Annotated in this window: 16 protein-coding genes; 11 read left to right on the forward strand and 5 right to left on the reverse strand. The window is 62.2% G+C overall.

The window, feature by feature from the left end; genetic code table 11:
- The first annotated feature begins 23 nt into the window (after positions 1-23).
- From C8264_RS15030 to C8264_RS22215, 4 genes are all read left to right on the forward strand, one after another.
- Complete coding sequence (locus C8264_RS15030; protein WP_108461788.1) at positions 24-737, forward strand: Tim44/TimA family putative adaptor protein; 714 nt, start codon at positions 24-26, stop codon at positions 735-737.
- A 28-nt stretch (positions 738-765) separates the two neighbouring features.
- On the forward strand, positions 766-1,350 hold the full coding sequence (locus tag C8264_RS15035) for a Smr/MutS family protein (RefSeq protein WP_108461789.1): 585 nt from the start codon (positions 766-768) through the stop codon (positions 1,348-1,350).
- Positions 1,347-1,715, forward strand: coding sequence for a helix-turn-helix domain-containing protein (locus C8264_RS15040; RefSeq protein ID WP_108461790.1), 369 nt, complete (start codon positions 1,347-1,349; stop codon positions 1,713-1,715). Before C8264_RS15035 ends, C8264_RS15040 begins: the two co-directional genes overlap by 4 nt.
- Positions 1,716-1,821: 106 nt before the next feature.
- Positions 1,822-1,968: a hypothetical protein gene (locus C8264_RS22215; protein ID WP_162783680.1), complete on the forward strand. Its 147-nt coding sequence runs from the start codon at positions 1,822-1,824 to the stop codon at positions 1,966-1,968.
- 6 nt (positions 1,969-1,974) lie between these two features.
- Here C8264_RS22215 and C8264_RS22750 read toward each other — a convergent pair whose 3' ends face one another.
- Positions 1,975-2,097 (reverse strand): hypothetical protein, encoded by a 123-nt coding sequence (locus C8264_RS22750; RefSeq protein WP_281261456.1) that lies wholly within the window; start codon positions 2,095-2,097, stop codon positions 1,975-1,977.
- An 82-nt stretch (positions 2,098-2,179) separates the two neighbouring features.
- Positions 2,180-3,019, reverse strand: a complete 840-nt coding sequence (locus tag C8264_RS15045) for a glycoside hydrolase family 25 protein (protein WP_108461791.1) — start codon at positions 3,017-3,019, stop codon at positions 2,180-2,182.
- A gap of 180 nt (positions 3,020-3,199) precedes the next feature.
- Between C8264_RS15045 and C8264_RS15050 the strand changes: the two genes are divergently transcribed.
- Both C8264_RS15050 and C8264_RS15055 read left to right on the forward strand, forming a co-directional pair.
- Positions 3,200-4,723, forward strand: coding sequence for a YifB family Mg chelatase-like AAA ATPase (locus tag C8264_RS15050; RefSeq protein ID WP_108461792.1), 1,524 nt, complete (start codon positions 3,200-3,202; stop codon positions 4,721-4,723).
- A gap of 131 nt (positions 4,724-4,854) precedes the next feature.
- Positions 4,855-5,502, forward strand: a complete 648-nt coding sequence (locus C8264_RS15055; RefSeq protein WP_108461793.1) for a cold shock and DUF1294 domain-containing protein — start codon at positions 4,855-4,857, stop codon at positions 5,500-5,502.
- A gap of 21 nt (positions 5,503-5,523) precedes the next feature.
- Here the strand turns inward: C8264_RS15055 and C8264_RS15060 are convergent, their stop codons facing one another.
- From C8264_RS15060 to C8264_RS15070, 3 genes are all read right to left on the reverse strand, one after another.
- On the reverse strand, positions 5,524-6,222 hold the full coding sequence (locus tag C8264_RS15060) for a helix-turn-helix transcriptional regulator (protein ID WP_108461794.1): 699 nt from the start codon (positions 6,220-6,222) through the stop codon (positions 5,524-5,526).
- 45 nt (positions 6,223-6,267) lie between these two features.
- Positions 6,268-7,383, reverse strand: a complete 1,116-nt coding sequence (locus C8264_RS15065; RefSeq protein ID WP_108461795.1) for an epoxide hydrolase family protein — start codon at positions 7,381-7,383, stop codon at positions 6,268-6,270.
- A gap of 81 nt (positions 7,384-7,464) precedes the next feature.
- Positions 7,465-8,475 carry an aldose epimerase family protein gene (locus C8264_RS15070; protein ID WP_108461796.1) on the reverse strand — a complete coding sequence of 337 codons (1,011 nt, stop codon included), beginning with the start codon at positions 8,473-8,475 and terminating at the stop codon, positions 7,465-7,467.
- 125 nt (positions 8,476-8,600) lie between these two features.
- Between C8264_RS15070 and C8264_RS15075 the strand changes: the two genes are divergently transcribed.
- The 5 genes from C8264_RS15075 (at position 8,601) to C8264_RS15095 (ending at position 15,265) form a co-directional block, all read left to right on the forward strand.
- Positions 8,601-9,644 (forward strand): LacI family DNA-binding transcriptional regulator, encoded by a 1,044-nt coding sequence (locus C8264_RS15075; protein ID WP_108461797.1) that lies wholly within the window; start codon positions 8,601-8,603, stop codon positions 9,642-9,644.
- Positions 9,645-9,735: 91 nt separating this feature from the next.
- Positions 9,736-11,199, forward strand: a complete 1,464-nt coding sequence (gene xylB / locus C8264_RS15080; RefSeq protein WP_108461798.1) for a xylulokinase — start codon at positions 9,736-9,738, stop codon at positions 11,197-11,199.
- Positions 11,196-12,503: a xylose isomerase gene (gene xylA / locus C8264_RS15085; protein ID WP_108461799.1), complete on the forward strand. Its 1,308-nt coding sequence runs from the start codon at positions 11,196-11,198 to the stop codon at positions 12,501-12,503. The genes xylB and xylA overlap by 4 nt, the downstream gene beginning before the upstream one ends.
- 156 nt (positions 12,504-12,659) lie before the next feature.
- Positions 12,660-14,270 (forward strand): glycoside hydrolase family 43 protein, encoded by a 1,611-nt coding sequence (locus C8264_RS15090; RefSeq protein ID WP_108461800.1) that lies wholly within the window; start codon positions 12,660-12,662, stop codon positions 14,268-14,270.
- A gap of 179 nt (positions 14,271-14,449) precedes the next feature.
- Positions 14,450-15,265 carry a DUF2189 domain-containing protein gene (locus C8264_RS15095; protein WP_108461801.1) on the forward strand — a complete coding sequence of 272 codons (816 nt, stop codon included), beginning with the start codon at positions 14,450-14,452 and terminating at the stop codon, positions 15,263-15,265.
- The last annotated feature ends 31 nt before the right edge of the window (positions 15,266-15,296 follow it).

The raw sequence follows: 15,296 nt of genomic DNA on the forward strand, positions 1-15,296 counted from the left end.
CCCCGACGGTAAGGCACTGCTTCATGGACGAATTTTTCGATCTGCCCACTCTCATCGTGATCGCCGTCGCGGTCTTTGTTCTGTTCCGCCTCCGATCGGTGCTGGGAACCCGCACCGGCAACGAGCGTCCGCCGCTGGAACGGCGCAAGCCTGCCGAGGCGGCGGCAAGCGAAGAAACAGTGGTGCCAATCCGGCCGCGTGGAGCGGGCAATCCCGAGCTAAATGACGAGCTTCGCACGCGCAAGATCGAAGCAGAAATAGAGCAGGCTTCCAAGAACAACCCCGAATTGGCCGAGGGTTTGCGCGCCGTTGCCGGCGCCGATAACACCTTCACCCCCAAATCCTTCCTCGAAGGCGCCAAGCAGGCCTACGAGATGATCGTCACCGCTTTTGCCACCGGCGACCGGCAAACCCTCAAGAATTTGCTGGAAAAAGACGTGTTCGACGGCTTCCAGCGTGCAATCGCGGATCGCGAAGCCGCTGGCCAGACGGTCGATTTCACCTTTGTCGGCCTCCCCAAGACCGAAATCTTCGAGGCCGAGTACGACAAGAAAAACGTCATGCTTACCGTGCGTTTCCACGCCGAAGTCGTCTCTGCCACGCGCGACAAGGATGGCAATCTGGTGGAGGGCAATGCCGACCAGGTCCAAACCATTGCTGATGAATGGACTTTTGCGCGCAATCCCAAGTCGCGCGACCCGAATTGGAAGGTCGTGACCACCAGCCAACTCGACTAACCGGAAGCGGCAGGTTCGGCGCAGCGCCATGTCCAAGCGTGATCCCAAGCGCCTGCCGCACGATTTTCACCTCTGGACCGCGGTGGCGTCCACGGTTGATCCGCTACGCCGCAAGGGGCTGCTGAAGATGAACGGCACGCCCCTGCCGCTGCCGCCCGAGGAAATGCCGGCGGTTCCGATAAAGGCACTACCGACTAGGCAGCCACCGCGCAAGCCCTTCCTGCCGCCCTATCAGGCGCCACTTCCCTCTGCACAGCGGCCGGAAAAGGCAGTTGAGCCATCGATTCGCAAGAAGCTCGGCCGGGGGCGTATTGAGATCGACGGACGCATCGACCTGCACGGCATGACCCAGGCAGAAGCGCGCAGCGCATTGCACCGCTATTTGCACGCGCGCTGGAGCCGGGGTGACCGGACCGTGCTGGTCATTACCGGCAAGGGCGCCAAGACCGATGATGATTATATTGCCGCCATGAATGAGCGGGGCATTTTGCGGACCATGCTACCGATCTGGCTCAGCGAACCCTCGCTGGCGCCGATGGTTTCGGGCTGGAGCACGGCCGCGCGCGGGCATGGTGGCGAGGGGGCGTGGTATGTGCGCCTGCGCCGGCCATGACCCCGCTCGGCGCCAAGATGCGCGCACTGCGTGAGGAGCGCGGCATATCCCTCAAGGACATGGCGGCAGCGCTCAATGTATCGAGCGCTTACCTGTCGGCGCTCGAGCATGGGCGGCGGGGCAAGCCGACGGGGTTCCTGCTGCACCGCATCATTACGTTCTTCAATGTCATCTGGGATGAAGCGGAAGAACTGCAACGATTGGCGGAAATCAGCGATCCAAAGGTTTCGATCGACACGGGCGGACTGGCGCCCGAGGCGACTGAGCTCACCAATCGGCTTGCCGCCGACATAGCCAAGCTCGACCCGGAAGATTTGCGCTTTCTACGAGATGAGGTGGTCCGCCGCTCGGGCCGGCGGCGCTGAGAATTTGTCTCAATTGCTGTCGTTAACGATAGCTTAACGTTAGCTTTGACGGCGGGAGGCGAGCAGCGCAGAGGTTCGTCGGTCCTGTTTCCGAGGGAGCCGCGCTATGCGTATCGCTGTAGTACTGGCTTTGTTGATCATTGCGATGCTGGCGGCTTCGGCACCGAGTGTCACGGCCAGTCAGGCCACGCCGGCTGTCGAACGCCTTGGCCTGAGCATGGGCGACCCTGGAAGCCGTCCATGCTGGCGGTGAAGCCACCTACTTCTTTGCGGTGTTGCCGGTGCTGCCAGCGCCCAAGCCGGTAACGGCCTTGGTCGCGGCGACCTTGTCCTTCTTTGGCTTCTTGGCTTCCTTGTTGCTACGCATTTGCCCTTTGGCCATGTTCAATTCCTCCTCAAATGGGACGTATGTCCCAAAGCACATCCAAGGCTAGACCTGGCCTCAAGGACTGGCAAGCCTTGGTTTACTTGGCTGATTGGCATCTGCCGGTGGGGCCAAGCGAAGCGATGGCGCGGGGATCGCAGCCAGTGAGCAGGAACTGGATCCATTCGTTCTGCCCACCATAGAACGCGTTGCGGTCCACTTCGCCCTTGATGCCGCGGACCACGCCGGTCTGTGTCCACTGCCAGAAGGTCCAGGTGCGGTTTGAGTAGCGCTCATGTGGTTCGGCGGCGGTCGAGCGCAGCCAGAAGGCGTTCGGGAAATACTCGCCCTCCAGGACATCGCGGTGGAAGTTCATGTCGGTATAGATGATCGGCAGCTTGCCGGTGTGACGCTCCATCGCGTCCAGCATGAAGCGGATCTTCTCCAGCGCATCGGCGCGGTTTGGCTTGTTGCGGCAGCTTGAGTGGTTGTTCCACTCGAGATCAAGCACCGGTGGCAGTGCGTCGTAATCAGCGGGAACATTGGCGATGAACCAGGCAGCCTGTTCGGAGGCAAGCGAGCACCAGGTCATGAAGTGGTAGGCGCCACGGGGCATGCCGGCATCGCGTGCCTTGACCCAGTTGCTGCGGAAATGGGGATCGAGGTAATCCTTGCCCTCGGTGGCCTTCATGAAGACGAAGTGAATTCCGGACTGGAAGGCTTCGCGAAAGTTGATGTGCGTCTGGTAGCGCGCGACGTCGATCCCCTGGATCGGCATCCCGCGAGCACGATCCACACCTGAGTGCGGCCGGTTATCGCCCTGGATCGGGCCATAGAGCCCTCCGCCGGACGAACAAGCTACCAAAACCGCCGCCAGCACTGCCGACATGGCGCCCTTTGCGATCGTGGAGAACGAGGGAAAAGGACGGCGGAACAGCATGCTCGGAACTCTGCTTACACATAAACCAAGCCTTTGATTCAACATGGCGCGGTTAACGACCGATTAGGTTTACCGCTGTGGCAAGTGGCGTGGTTAACGGGGTGTTTCGTGTTCGCGCTACGTTCTTGTTCACCCTACGTAGGTTTGCTAGGGTGCGCCGGGCTTGGGGGACTTTCAGTTATGGTTACGCGCGTGGCGACGGTGGCGTTTCGCGGCATCGAGGCCGTACCTGTCGATGTTCAGGTGCAGATAGCGCCTGGAATGCCAGCATTTGTGCTGGTTGGGCTGCCCGACAAGGCGGTCAAGGAGAGCGGCGAGCGGGTGCGCGCGGCACTGGTGGCGTCTGGCCTGGGACTTCCGCCAAAACGAATTACTGTCAATCTTGCGCCCGCTGATTTGCCCAAGGAAGGCAGCCACTACGATCTGCCGATCGCTTTGGGCATCATGGCGGCGATTGGCGCGATTCCGCAGGACGCGCTCAACGGCTATCTGGCTTTGGGTGAACTCGGACTGGACGGGCGCCTCGCCCATGTCGGCGGCGTATTGCCTGCCGCGATAGCGGCGCAGGGGCGTGAACTAGGGTTGATCTGCCCTGCCCTTTCAGGCTCGGAAGCCGCATGGGCCGGCGAAACGCTGGACATTATCGCGGCCGAAAGCCTGCTGGCGCTGGTCAATCATCTGACCGGCCATCAGCTTGCGGCGAGGCCCGAGCCGCGCAAGCACGTATCGGCAGTTGGCCTACCTGATCTGGCGGATGTGCGAGGCCAGCAGGTGGCGCGCCGTGCGCTCGAAGTGGCGGCGGCTGGTGGGCATAACATGCTGATGATCGGACCACCGGGCGCTGGCAAGTCGATGCTGGCGCAGCGTTTGCCCTCGATCCTGCCGCTCTTGGATGCGCGGGAGATCCTCGATATCTCGATGATTCAGTCCATCGCGGGCGAGTTGGCCGGCGGTGGTCTGTCGGATCGCAGGCCATTCCGGGCGCCGCATCATTCGGCTTCGATGGCGGCGCTGGTCGGGGGCGGCCTGAAGGTCAGGCCGGGCGAGGTAAGCCTGGCGCATAATGGCGTGCTGTTCCTCGATGAACTGCCCGAGTTTGCTCCCAGTGTGCTCGATAGTCTGCGCCAGCCGTTGGAGGCGGGCGAGACGGTCATTGCCCGCGCCAACGCGCGGGTGAGTTACCCCAGCCGGGTGCAGCTGATCGCGGCGATGAACCCATGCAAGTGCGGGCTGGCGGGCACGCCCGGACACACCTGTCGGCGTGGACCGGCCTGTGCTGCCGACTACCAGGGACGCGTTTCAGGGCCGTTTCTCGATCGCATCGATATTCGCATCGATGTTCCCGCTGTCACCGCCGCCGACATGATTGCGCCGGCGGTGCAGGCCGAAAGCTCTGCCGTGGTGGCTCAGCGCGTTGCTTCAGCCCGGGAACGGCAGAGGCAGCGCTACCGGGAGAGGGGCGCTGTGGGCGTGTACACCAATGCGGCGGCAGGCTCGACGCTGATCGAGGCCGTGGTCGACCCGGACCGCGAGAGCCAGAACCTGCTGCTGCAAGCGGCTGAGCGATTCAATCTTTCGGCCAGAGCCTATCATCGCGTCCTAAAGCTGGCGCGGACGCTGGCGGATCTGGCAGGAAGCGAACGGGTGGTGCGTTCACATATCGCGGAAGCCTTGAGTTACCGGCTCAATATGGGGGCGGCTTAGGCTGGAATCACAAAGCTGTGGATAAGTGTTTCACGTGAATCCTAGGCCAGGCTTGGTCCGCTGTTAACGTTTCCCGGTGGTTCCTTGGGCTGCTTAGGTCCTGTTAACAAATTGCTGGCTAATGCTGGCTGGTGAGCAAGATCGTGACGCGCCGGGCCGGCGAGCTGGTGCAATGGAACAATAAGGGCGGCTATGGCTTCGTGCGGGATGACGCGGGGCACGATTTTTACGTCCATATATCAAAGGTTTACGGGGGTGTTCGCCCGCGGATCGGTGACCGGCTGACTTTCGAGATTGCGGCCGGACGCAAGGGACGCCCTTCGGCCGTTGACGTGCGGGTAACGCAGGCGGTGCGGTCTCCCGCATCGACGCTGCAGAAGGTGCTTGGAAGCAAATCTCCTTCGGTGTCCCGCTACAAGCTGGGCCTGCGGGTGGCCGCAGCAACTACGATCACGCTGCTGATTCTGCTCGCGATTAGCAGCGAGCATGCCCCCTTATGGCTGAGTATGCTTTACGTTTGCATGGGGCTTGCTTCGGCTTTGCTCTACCGTTTCGACAAGATTTACGCGATGGCGAACCGCTGGCGCGTCAGCGAGGCGAACCTTCATGTGGTCGATCTGAGCTTCGGCATCATCGGCGGGCTCTGTGCGCAGGAATTTTACCGGCACAAGACGGTCAAGCCGCGCTTCGTGGCGACGACCTGGGCCATCGCGCTGTTCCACACGCTGCTGCTGGCCGCGCTGGCTTTTGGATGGCTGGAAGTCATTCTTCCCGTCTGACGTGATTCACGTGAAACCGGCTCAGCCGAGATGACGCCGGTCCTCGTGCCAGGTGTCACGCCATTCCCGCTCGAGGACGGCGCGGCGCTTGCCATAGCGTTGGTCGGTGACCGTCAGATCGATGATGCGGTCGGTGCGGAAATGGCGGAAGGCGGTGCGCAGGCAACACCAGGCGGCGATGGTCTGCTTGCCCTCGTAATAGGCCAGTTGCACTGGCCAGATGGTGCGCTCCGTCGAATTGCCGGCTTCATCCTCGTAGGAGATGAGGATGGCTTTTTCCGTTCGCATGGCGAGCCGTACCTGGCCGAGAACCGGCATGGGCTTTTTTTCGGTCCAAACCGCGACCGGCCACAAGCCGGTATCGTTGATGCGATCGCGCAGATCTTCGGGCGAGGCCGTCGCGATCTTGGCGAGGGCGTTCCTGGCCGCGGCACCAAGACCATCGTCAGGCTGCGCGCCGACCCAGCGGGCGCCGAGGACCAGGGCTTCGAGCTCCTCGGGGGTGAACATCAGGGGTGGCAGGAAGAAGCCGGGTTTCAGCATGTAGCCGACCCCCGCTTCACCATCGATGGGTGCGCCCAGACCGATAAGGGTTTGCACGTCGCGGTACAGCGTGCGGACGGAAACGCCCTGCTCCTCGGCCAGTGCCGCAGCGGTGACTGGCCGGCGGTGGCGGCGTAAGGCATCCATGACGGCAAACAGCCGCTCGGTCTTGTCCATGCAATGTGCTCCCCTGAGTCGATCGAAGGTCGGGATGCGCCAAGATTACGCGATTTGCGCATGGAACGCTCTGATATCGTGCGCCATGGCTTCGGGCACTTCCAGCGCCGGAAAATGGCCACCGCTGGTCAGCTCGGTCCAGCGCACGATGTTCCACAAGTTCCGTTCGCCCCAGGCGCGCGGTGCCGGATAATCCGCCGGCGGCAGCAGTACGGCATGGGGCACGTCGTGTTTGGGGCCCTTCTGCGCAAGCATCGGGTCGCTGAACGCTTCCTTGTAGAGGCGTACCGAACTGCCGATGGTCTGGGTAAACCAGTAGACGCTCAGGATGGTGGCAAGATCTTCCATCTCGAAGGCGTTGGCGATGTCGCCGCCATTGTCGCTCCAGGTGCGGTATTTCTCGAGAATCCAGGCGGCGAGCCCCGCGGGGGAGTCATTAAGTCCCACGGCGAGAGTTGCGGGCTTGGTGCCCTGGATCATGGCGTAAGCGCCCTCGGCAAACTCCCATTGCCTGAGCCTCTGCGCGTACTCGGCTTCCTCGGGCGTTGGCTGCTCGGGCGGCTGAAAACCTGAATAGACATTGACGTAATGCGCGCCAATCAAGCGCTCGGGAAACTGACGCACTAGTGCCATTTCCACGCCGGCTCCGAGGTCCGAACCGGAGACCAGAAAGCGGGGATAGTTCAGCCGCGTCATGAGTTCGGCCCAGAGCGGGGCGATGGCGGAGAGATTCATGCCTGATGCCGTTGGCTGGCTGGAAAAGCCATAACCGGGCAAGGACGGAATGATGATGTCGAAGGCAACACCATCCACGGGCTCGGTCAGCAGCGGCACCAGTGGCAGAAGCTCGACGAAGTTGGCGGGCCAGCCATTGGTGAGAAGCAGCGGGACATTGCTTGTTCCCCTGCCCCGTACATGGACGAAATGCACGGTCTGGCGGCTGATTTCGGTGGTGAATTGAGGAAAGCTGTTGAGCCGCGCTTCGGCGCTGCGCCAATCGAACTGCTCGGCCCAGTAATGGATGAATTCGCGCAGGAAACCGGCGTTGATACCGTAGTCCCAGCCGACGCCCGGAACGCTTTGGGGAAAGCGCGTGGCGCCGAGCCGATTTTTGAGATCAGCGATGTCGGCGTCGGGGATGGCAATGGTAAAGGGTTCCATGGGGTCTTCTCCGGGTTGTTGGAGAGACGATGAGACCCCATGGTGACAAGGCGTGGCAGCAGCGCTGGGCCGATTGGCTCGTCAGGCGATCTCGAACTCGCACCAATGGCTATAGGACCGGTCGGGCGAATAGATCACGTTGGGGAAGTGCGGATTGTGCACCGCGTCGGCAAATGCCTGGTCTTCAAGGCAGAAGCCGGAATGCTTTTGGTAGCTCTTGCCGCCAAGACCCGGCACGGCGCTTTCGGTCCACACGCCGTTATAGACCTGAACGCCGGGGCGGTCGCTCCAGAGCTTGAGGGTCAAATCCTGGTCCGGCGAGATCACCGTAGCAATTGGATCGGAGAAATTGCGGCCGGTGTCGAGCGCCATGCCGATGTCGTACTCCACGGGGTTGCCGCTGCCGTCACGCATGGTCCGTGGCTTGCGCAGATCGTACTTGGTGTTGGCAGACGGCAGGATGGCGCCGGTGGGAGCGAGGTCGGAGCCCAGTTCGGTATAGGCGCTGGAATTGACCTGGATGGTGTGGTCAAGCACATGGTCGGTCGTGCCCAGGTTGAAATATTGATGCTGGACAAGGCTGATCGGGGTGGCGCGGTCCGTCGTTGCCGTCAGCTCCAGCCGCAGCCGGTTGCCCTTGAGCATGTAGGTCGCCGAGAAATTGACATTGCCAGGATAGCCCATAGCGCCATCGGGGCTGAAATGGGTGAAGCGCACCGCATTGTTGGCTTCATCGGTTTGCCCGTCCCAAACCTGGCGGCCGAGCCCCTCTTCGCCGCCATGCAGCTGCAAATCCCCTGCGTTGGCGGGGAGCTTGTAAGTCTTGCCGTCGTGCTCGAAGCTTGCGCCCTTGATGCGGTTGGCGACGCGGCCGGCGAGCGAGCCGAAATGCGGGCTGTGTTCGGGATAGGCGTCGAACTGTTCGTAGCCGAGCACGACCGAGCGTTCGCCACCGGCGACCGGAACGCGCCAGTCGCGGACGACCACGCCATAGCCAATCAGATCGACGGTAACGCCGGTGTCGCTGACAAGGCGGAATTGATCCACGCGCTTGCCCTTGTAGGTGCCGAACGTTGTTACCGCGATGGCCATTGACTGCCTCCTTCCGAAAAAAGCGCCGAAGCTGTAGCCTGCTTTAAGCAATCGCTGCAACGTCGCACTTGACCTTTTCCGTCTCGTGCCGAAGAGTTTGCGCGAGATAGTGCTGAGGTAAATGCGTGAGCGACACCGGGATAAAACGCCGTGCGACCGTCCATGACGTTGCACGTACAGCCGGCGTTTCGCTTGCGACCGTCGATCGAGTACTGAACGACCGGCCCGGCGTGCGCGCCGCAACCGCCGAGAAGGTCGAAGCGGCCATTGCCGAAATCGGCTTTCGCCGGGACATCTCCGCATCCCTGCTGGCCCGGGCGCGGGATTTGGCACTGACCTTCATCATTCCCGATGGCACCAATGAATTCATGGCCAGCCTGACCGACGCGGTAACGCGGCGAGCCGGCCAGGCATTGAGTGATCGGATGAACATCGAAACGCTACGGGTTCGTGCGCTCGACGCCGATGCGCTGGCGCAAAGCCTTGATGGGCTTGATCCTCGCGAATGCGACTGCGCCATCATCGTGGCGAGCGAAGAGCCATCCGTGGTGGCGGCGGTCGACAATGCGACGCGGCGGGGCATCATGGTGATGACGCTGGTGTCTGATTTGCCCGGCTCGCTGCGGCGCCGGTTCATCGGCATCGACAATGTCGCGGCCGGCCGGACGGCGGCTTCGCTGCTGGGACGGTTCATGCCGATGGGTGGCAAGCTGGCGGTGATCGCGGGCTCGCTGCATTTGCGCGACCATGCCGATCGACTGAAGGGATTCCAGGCAGGGCTTACGGCCGAGTTTCCTCAATTGGAACTGATCGGGCCGGTGGAAGGCCATGACGAGCGGCCGCAGACCGAGGCCATTGTCACCGACCTGTTGCGCCGGCATCCGGACCTTGGCGGGCTGTATAATCTGGGCGCGGGAAATGCCGGGCTGGTGCGTGCGCTGGAGGGTTCAGGGCGCTCCGGGCAGATCCGGGTCATTGCCCATGAACTCACCGAACCAACGCGCAAGGGCCTGCATTCGGGAGCAATCGATGTCGTGCTCGACCAGAACCCGGATGGTGAAATTCGCGAGGCAATTGAGGCAGCGCGCACCCTGGCGCTGGATGCAAATGGTACGGCCATCACCGACCCCATTGAAATCGGGATTTTCCTGCGCGACAATCTGCGCTAAGAAGCGCGCCATCACCAAACCGGCGTGGCCCTCGATTGGGCCGGGAGGACGTTCCGATGAACAATATTCGCTGCCATGAGGTACGTGCCTCATGACGTATCTGGGCATTGATATCGGCACCTCCGGCGTCAAGGCGCTGTTGATCGACGAGAATGGCAAGGCGCTCGGGGAAGCCTCGGCACCAGCCATCGAGCCGGTTCGCCCGCATCCAGGTTGGTCCGAACAGAATCCGACCGACTGGTGGACGGCAACCCTGGGCGCAATCGACAAGCTCAAGGAAAAGCATCCCGCGCAGTTGGCGGCGGTCAAGGGCATCGGGCTTTCGGGGCACATGCACGGCGCGACCTTGCTGGGCAAGGACAACGAAGTGCTGCGCCCCTGCATTTTGTGGAACGACGGCCGCTCGGCCGCCGAGTGCCTCGAGATGGAAGCCGCCCTGCCTTCGCTTCGTGAAATCGCTGGCAATATCGCCATGCCGGGCTTCACGGCGCCCAAGATCGCCTGGGTGCGCAAGCATGAGCCCGAAATTTTCAGCAAAATCGCCAAGGTATTGCTGCCCAAGGCCTATGTGCGGCTGCTGCTGACGGGCGAGCATGTGGAAGACATGTCCGATGCCGCGGGCACGCTGTGGCTCGATGTGGCCAAGCGCGACTGGTCCGACGAGCTTCTGGCCGTGACGGGCCTGACGCGCGAGCACATGCCGCGCCTGGTCGAGGGCTCTGCCGTTTCGGCCGAACTCAAGGGCGAGTTGGCGGCGCGCTGGGGCATGTCTGGCTCGGTCGTGGTGGCCGGCGGCGCGGGCGACAATGCGGGTGCCGCCTGTGGCATTGGCGCTATTCGGCCGGGCGAAGGCTTCGTTTCGCTGGGCACGTCGGGCGTGCTGTTTGTGTCCAACGACAAGTTCCGGCCCAATACGCAAGGGGCGGTGCACGCCTTCTGCCACGCCATCCCCGACACCTGGCACCAGATGGGCGTGATCCTCAGCGCCACTGATTCGTTGAATTGGCTGTCGCGCATGACGGGGCAGAAGCAGGCCGATCTGGCTGGCGCTGCCGAAGCCGGGTTCAAGGGTCCGGGCGAAGCGATCTTCCTGCCCTACCTTTCCGGTGAACGGACGCCGCACAACAATGCCGGCGCGCGTGGCGCGTTCGTCGGCTTGAGCCAGAGCACCGAGCCGGCTCAACTCGCCCAGGCCGTCATGGAAGGCGTGAGCTTTGCCATGCGCGATTGCCAGCGCGTGCTGGCCGATGCGGGAACCCAGATCAACCGGCTGCTCGCCGTCGGTGGCGGCTCGCGCTCGGCGCTGTGGCTAAAGCTGCTCGCCACCAATCTCGACATGGAAATCGCCCTGCCACAGGACGGCGATTTCGGCGGTGCACTGGGGGCGGCCCGTCTGGCCCTTTGCGCGGCTGAAGGCGCCGATCCGCAGGCAGTGATGACCATGCCGCCGATCAAGACCAGTATTGCGCCCGACAGGAGTTTGTCGGCCGCCTATTCCGACCAATATGCGCGCTACCGCGCGCTCTACCCTGCCATCGAGGAGGCACGTCAGTGACTGATTTTTTCAAAGGCATTTCGCCCGTAAAGTTTGAAGGCGCAGAGAGCGCCAACCCGCTCGCCTATCGCCACTACAACAAGGACGAGATGGTCCTGGGCAAGCGGATGGAAGACCATATCCGCCCGGGCGTCGCCTATTGGCACACCTTTGCCTATGAGGGCGGCGATCCCTTCGGCGGCCGCACTTTCGATCGTCCCTGGTGGGACAAGGCGATGGACGGCGCGCGCCTCAAGGCCGACGTGGCCTTCGAGCTGTTCGACCTGCTCGACGTTCCGTTCTTCTGTTTCCACGACGCCGATATCGCGCCCGAAGGCGCAACACTGGCCGAATCGAACCGCAATGTGCGCGAGATCGGCGAGATCTTTGCGCGCAAGATGGAAACCAGCCGCACGAAGCTCCTTTGGGGCACGGCCAACCTGTTCTCCAACCGCCGCTACATGGCGGGTGCTGCCACCAATCCCGATCCGGAAATCTTCGCCTATGCCGCCGGCCAAGTGAAGAACGTGCTGGAGCTGACCCACGAACTGGGTGGCGCCAACTATGTGCTGTGGGGCGGTCGCGAGGGCTATGAAACCCTGCTCAACACCAAGATCGGCCAGGAAATGGACCAGATGGGCCGCTTCCTCAACATGGTCGTCGAGCACGCGGAAAAGATCGGCTTCAAAGGCCAGATCCTGATCGAGCCCAAGCCGCAGGAGCCAAGCAAGCACCAGTACGACTTCGACGTGGCGACGGTGTATGGCTTCCTCAAGAAGTACGGTCTCGAGACCAAGGTGAAGTGCAACATCGAAGTTGGCCACGCCTTCCTCGCCAACCACTCGTTCGAGCACGAACTGGCACTGGCCGCATCGCTGGGCATCCTGGGTTCGGTCGACGCCAACCGCAATGATTTGCAGTCCGGCTGGGATACCGACCAGTTCCCCAACAATGTGGGTGAAACCACGCTCGCCTTCTACCAGATCCTCAAGGCTGGTGGCCTGGGCAATGGCGGCTGGAACTTCGACGCTCGCGTGCGCCGCCAGTCGCTTGATCCGGCTGATCTGCTGCATGGTCACATTGGCGGTCTGGACGTGCTGGCGCGTGGCCTCAAGGCTGCGGCGGCCCTCATCGAGGACGGCACCTACGACAAGGTGGTGGACGAGCGCTATGCCGGCTGGAACGCAGGGCTGGGCAAGGACATCCTTGATGGCAAGCTGAGCCTGGCGGATGTGGCTGCCAAGGTGGATGCCGATAACATCAACCCGCAGCCGCGCTCGGGTCAGCAGGAATATCTCGAGAACCTGATCAACCGGTTCGTCTAGTTCTCCGAGGGTTCAGTCGTCCACCTCCCCCCTTGCGGGGGAGGTCGGGAGGGGGATGTGAAGGCCCGGTCATCCGGGGTTGTTCCACCCCCACCCTTGATCCCTCCCCGCAAGGGGGAGGGTGTCGACTGCATATGCAGCGCAAAGGCCCAAACCATGCCCCAGATTACCAATCCAATTCTGCCCGGCTTCAATCCGGACCCGTCCATCTGCCGCGTCGGCGACGATTATTATATCGCGACATCCACCTTCGAGTGGTTCCCCGGTGTGCAGATCCATCATTCCAAGGACCTCGCCAACTGGGACCTGGCCTGTCGTCCGCTGAACCGCAAGGCGCAGCTGGACATGCGCGGCGATCCCGATTCGTGCGGCGTATGGGCGCCCGACATCACCCATGACGGCGAAAAGTTCTGGCTGGTCTATACCGATGTGAAGCGCAAGGACGGCTCGTTCAAGGACGCGCACAACTACATCGTCACCGCGGACAACATCGAAGGGCCCTGGTCCGACCCGGTCTATATCAACTCGTCGGGCTTCGATCCGTCGCTGTTCCACGATGATGACGGCCGCAAATGGTTCGTCAACATGATGTGGGACCACCGCACGCGCCCGTTGAAGTTTGCCGGCATTGCGCTGCAGGAGTTCGATCCCAAGCAGGGCAAGCTGGTGGGGCCGCGCACCAATATCTATAAGGGCACGGATCTAAAGCTCGTCGAGGGTCCGCATCTCTACAAGCGCAATGGCTGGTATTATCTGCTGACGGCAGAAGGCGGCACGGCCTATGACCACGCCTGCACCTTTGCGCGGTCCCGCACCATCGATGGGCAGTACGAAACCCACCCGGACAAGCACATCCTCACCTCAAAGGATGCTCCGTTTGCGGCGATCCAGCGTGCTGGTCATGGCGATCTCGTGGAGACGCCCGATGGCAAGACCTACCTGGTGCATCTGGGTGGCCGCCCGACCACACAGGAACGCCGTTGCGTTCTGGGTCGCGAAACGTCCATTCAGGAAGCCTATTGGGGCGAAGACGACTGGATTCACGTGAAACACGGGCCCGTTCCGTCGCTTCATGTGGAAGTGCCCGGCAATTTTGATAACGACAAGTACTGGGCCGAACAGCGCTACACCTTCGAGAATGGTCTGCATAAGGACTTCCAGTGGCTGCGCACGCCGGAGCCGGATCGGATTTTTGCCACCGAAGGCGGCAAGTTGCGTCTCTTTGGCCGCGAGTCGGTCGGTTCGTGGTTCGAGCAGGCATTGGTGGCGCGCCGCCAGACGCACTTCTCCTATGATGCCGAGACCGTGCTGGATTTCGCGCCAGCCGATGAGCGGCAGTTCGCCGGGCTGACGGCTTATTATTCGCGGTACAACTTCTTCTACCTGACGGTAACCGCCCATTCCGATGGCCAGCGCGAACTGCTGCTGATGAGTTCGGAAAGCTCATGGCCCGATGGCAATCTGCGCTTCCCGACTGAGCCGGTGCAGATCCCCAATGAAGGCAAGGTCAAGCTGGCGCTGACGATCCGCGGGCGTAAGCTGCAGTTCTTCTATGCCCTTGAGGGACAGGAACTGCAGCCGATCGGTCCGGTGCTCGACGCGTCGATACTTTCGGATGAGTGCGGTGGCCATCAGGCGCATGGCAGCTTCACCGGCGCCTTTGTCGGCGTCGCGGCCAGCGACCTCAACGGCACGGCCGCGCCGGCAGACTTCGACTACTTCGTTTATCGCCCCGTCCGTCACGAGACGGATCGGTACGAGATCTGAGAGCAAGCATATGGCTGCCACCCGCCACATCTGGGCGGTGGCAGCCATGCCGATCACGTTTCGCCCAACCGGGGCGACAATCGGCCGCAGCATGGCTAAGCTCACCACATAGCTGGTCGCGTAGTACGCGGACTATCAGCGCGCTGCGCGGCCTCCCTTGACGGAGAGAGTGCACGGCCATGTCCAATTTCCACGTTGTATCCGGCGCGGGCGAAAAGCTCGACATGCCAATGATTCGGACCATTTCCATGTCCGATGTGTTCGACGCCCTGCGGCGGGGCGCGTCCGACTTCTGGGAGAAACCCAGCCACTACGTCATGCTGGTGGTGATCTATCCTATCATCGGCATCGTGCTGACTGTCTGGATGAATGGGTACCACACCTGGCCCCTGCTCTATCCGCTGATTGGTGGCTTCGCCCTGATCGGCCCATTCGCTGCCTTGGGGCTCTATGAAATTTCGCGGCGCCGGGAACAGGGCCTTGATACGTCGTGGCACCATGCCTTTGATGCGCTGCGCTCGCCCGCTATCGGCTCGATCGCTGCTCTTGGGATAATGTTGCTGTTGCTGTTCACGCTCTGGCTTACCGCAGCGCAGGCGCTGTACGAGAGCATGTTCAGTTCCTCGACGCCTCGAACGCTGGCGGGTCTCATGGCGCAGATCTTCAACGAGCCTGGAGGAATGACGCTGCTGCTGGTTGGCTCGGCACTCGGTGCACTGTTCGCGCTGGTCACCTTGTGCACCACCGTTATCGCCTTCCCGCTGCTGCTGGACCGGGACGTTGGGGCCTATGTTGCGGTGGAGACGTCCTTCCGCGCTGTTCTGCGCAATCCCCTGCCTATGCTGGCCTGGGGCATCATCGTGGGCGTTGGCCTCTTTGTCGGATCGATCCCGATCTTTGTGGGGCTGGCCGTTGTCATCCCGATCTTTGGCCATGCAACCTGGCACCTCTACCGCAAGGTCGTGGAGCCCGCCTCGGTCATCCGCGGTATGTAGCAGGCCAAGTAAGCGGGCAAATCCCCCGGCG

The organism is Devosia naphthalenivorans (assembly GCF_003056355.1).
Taxonomy (GTDB): domain Bacteria; phylum Pseudomonadota; class Alphaproteobacteria; order Rhizobiales; family Devosiaceae; genus Devosia; species Devosia naphthalenivorans.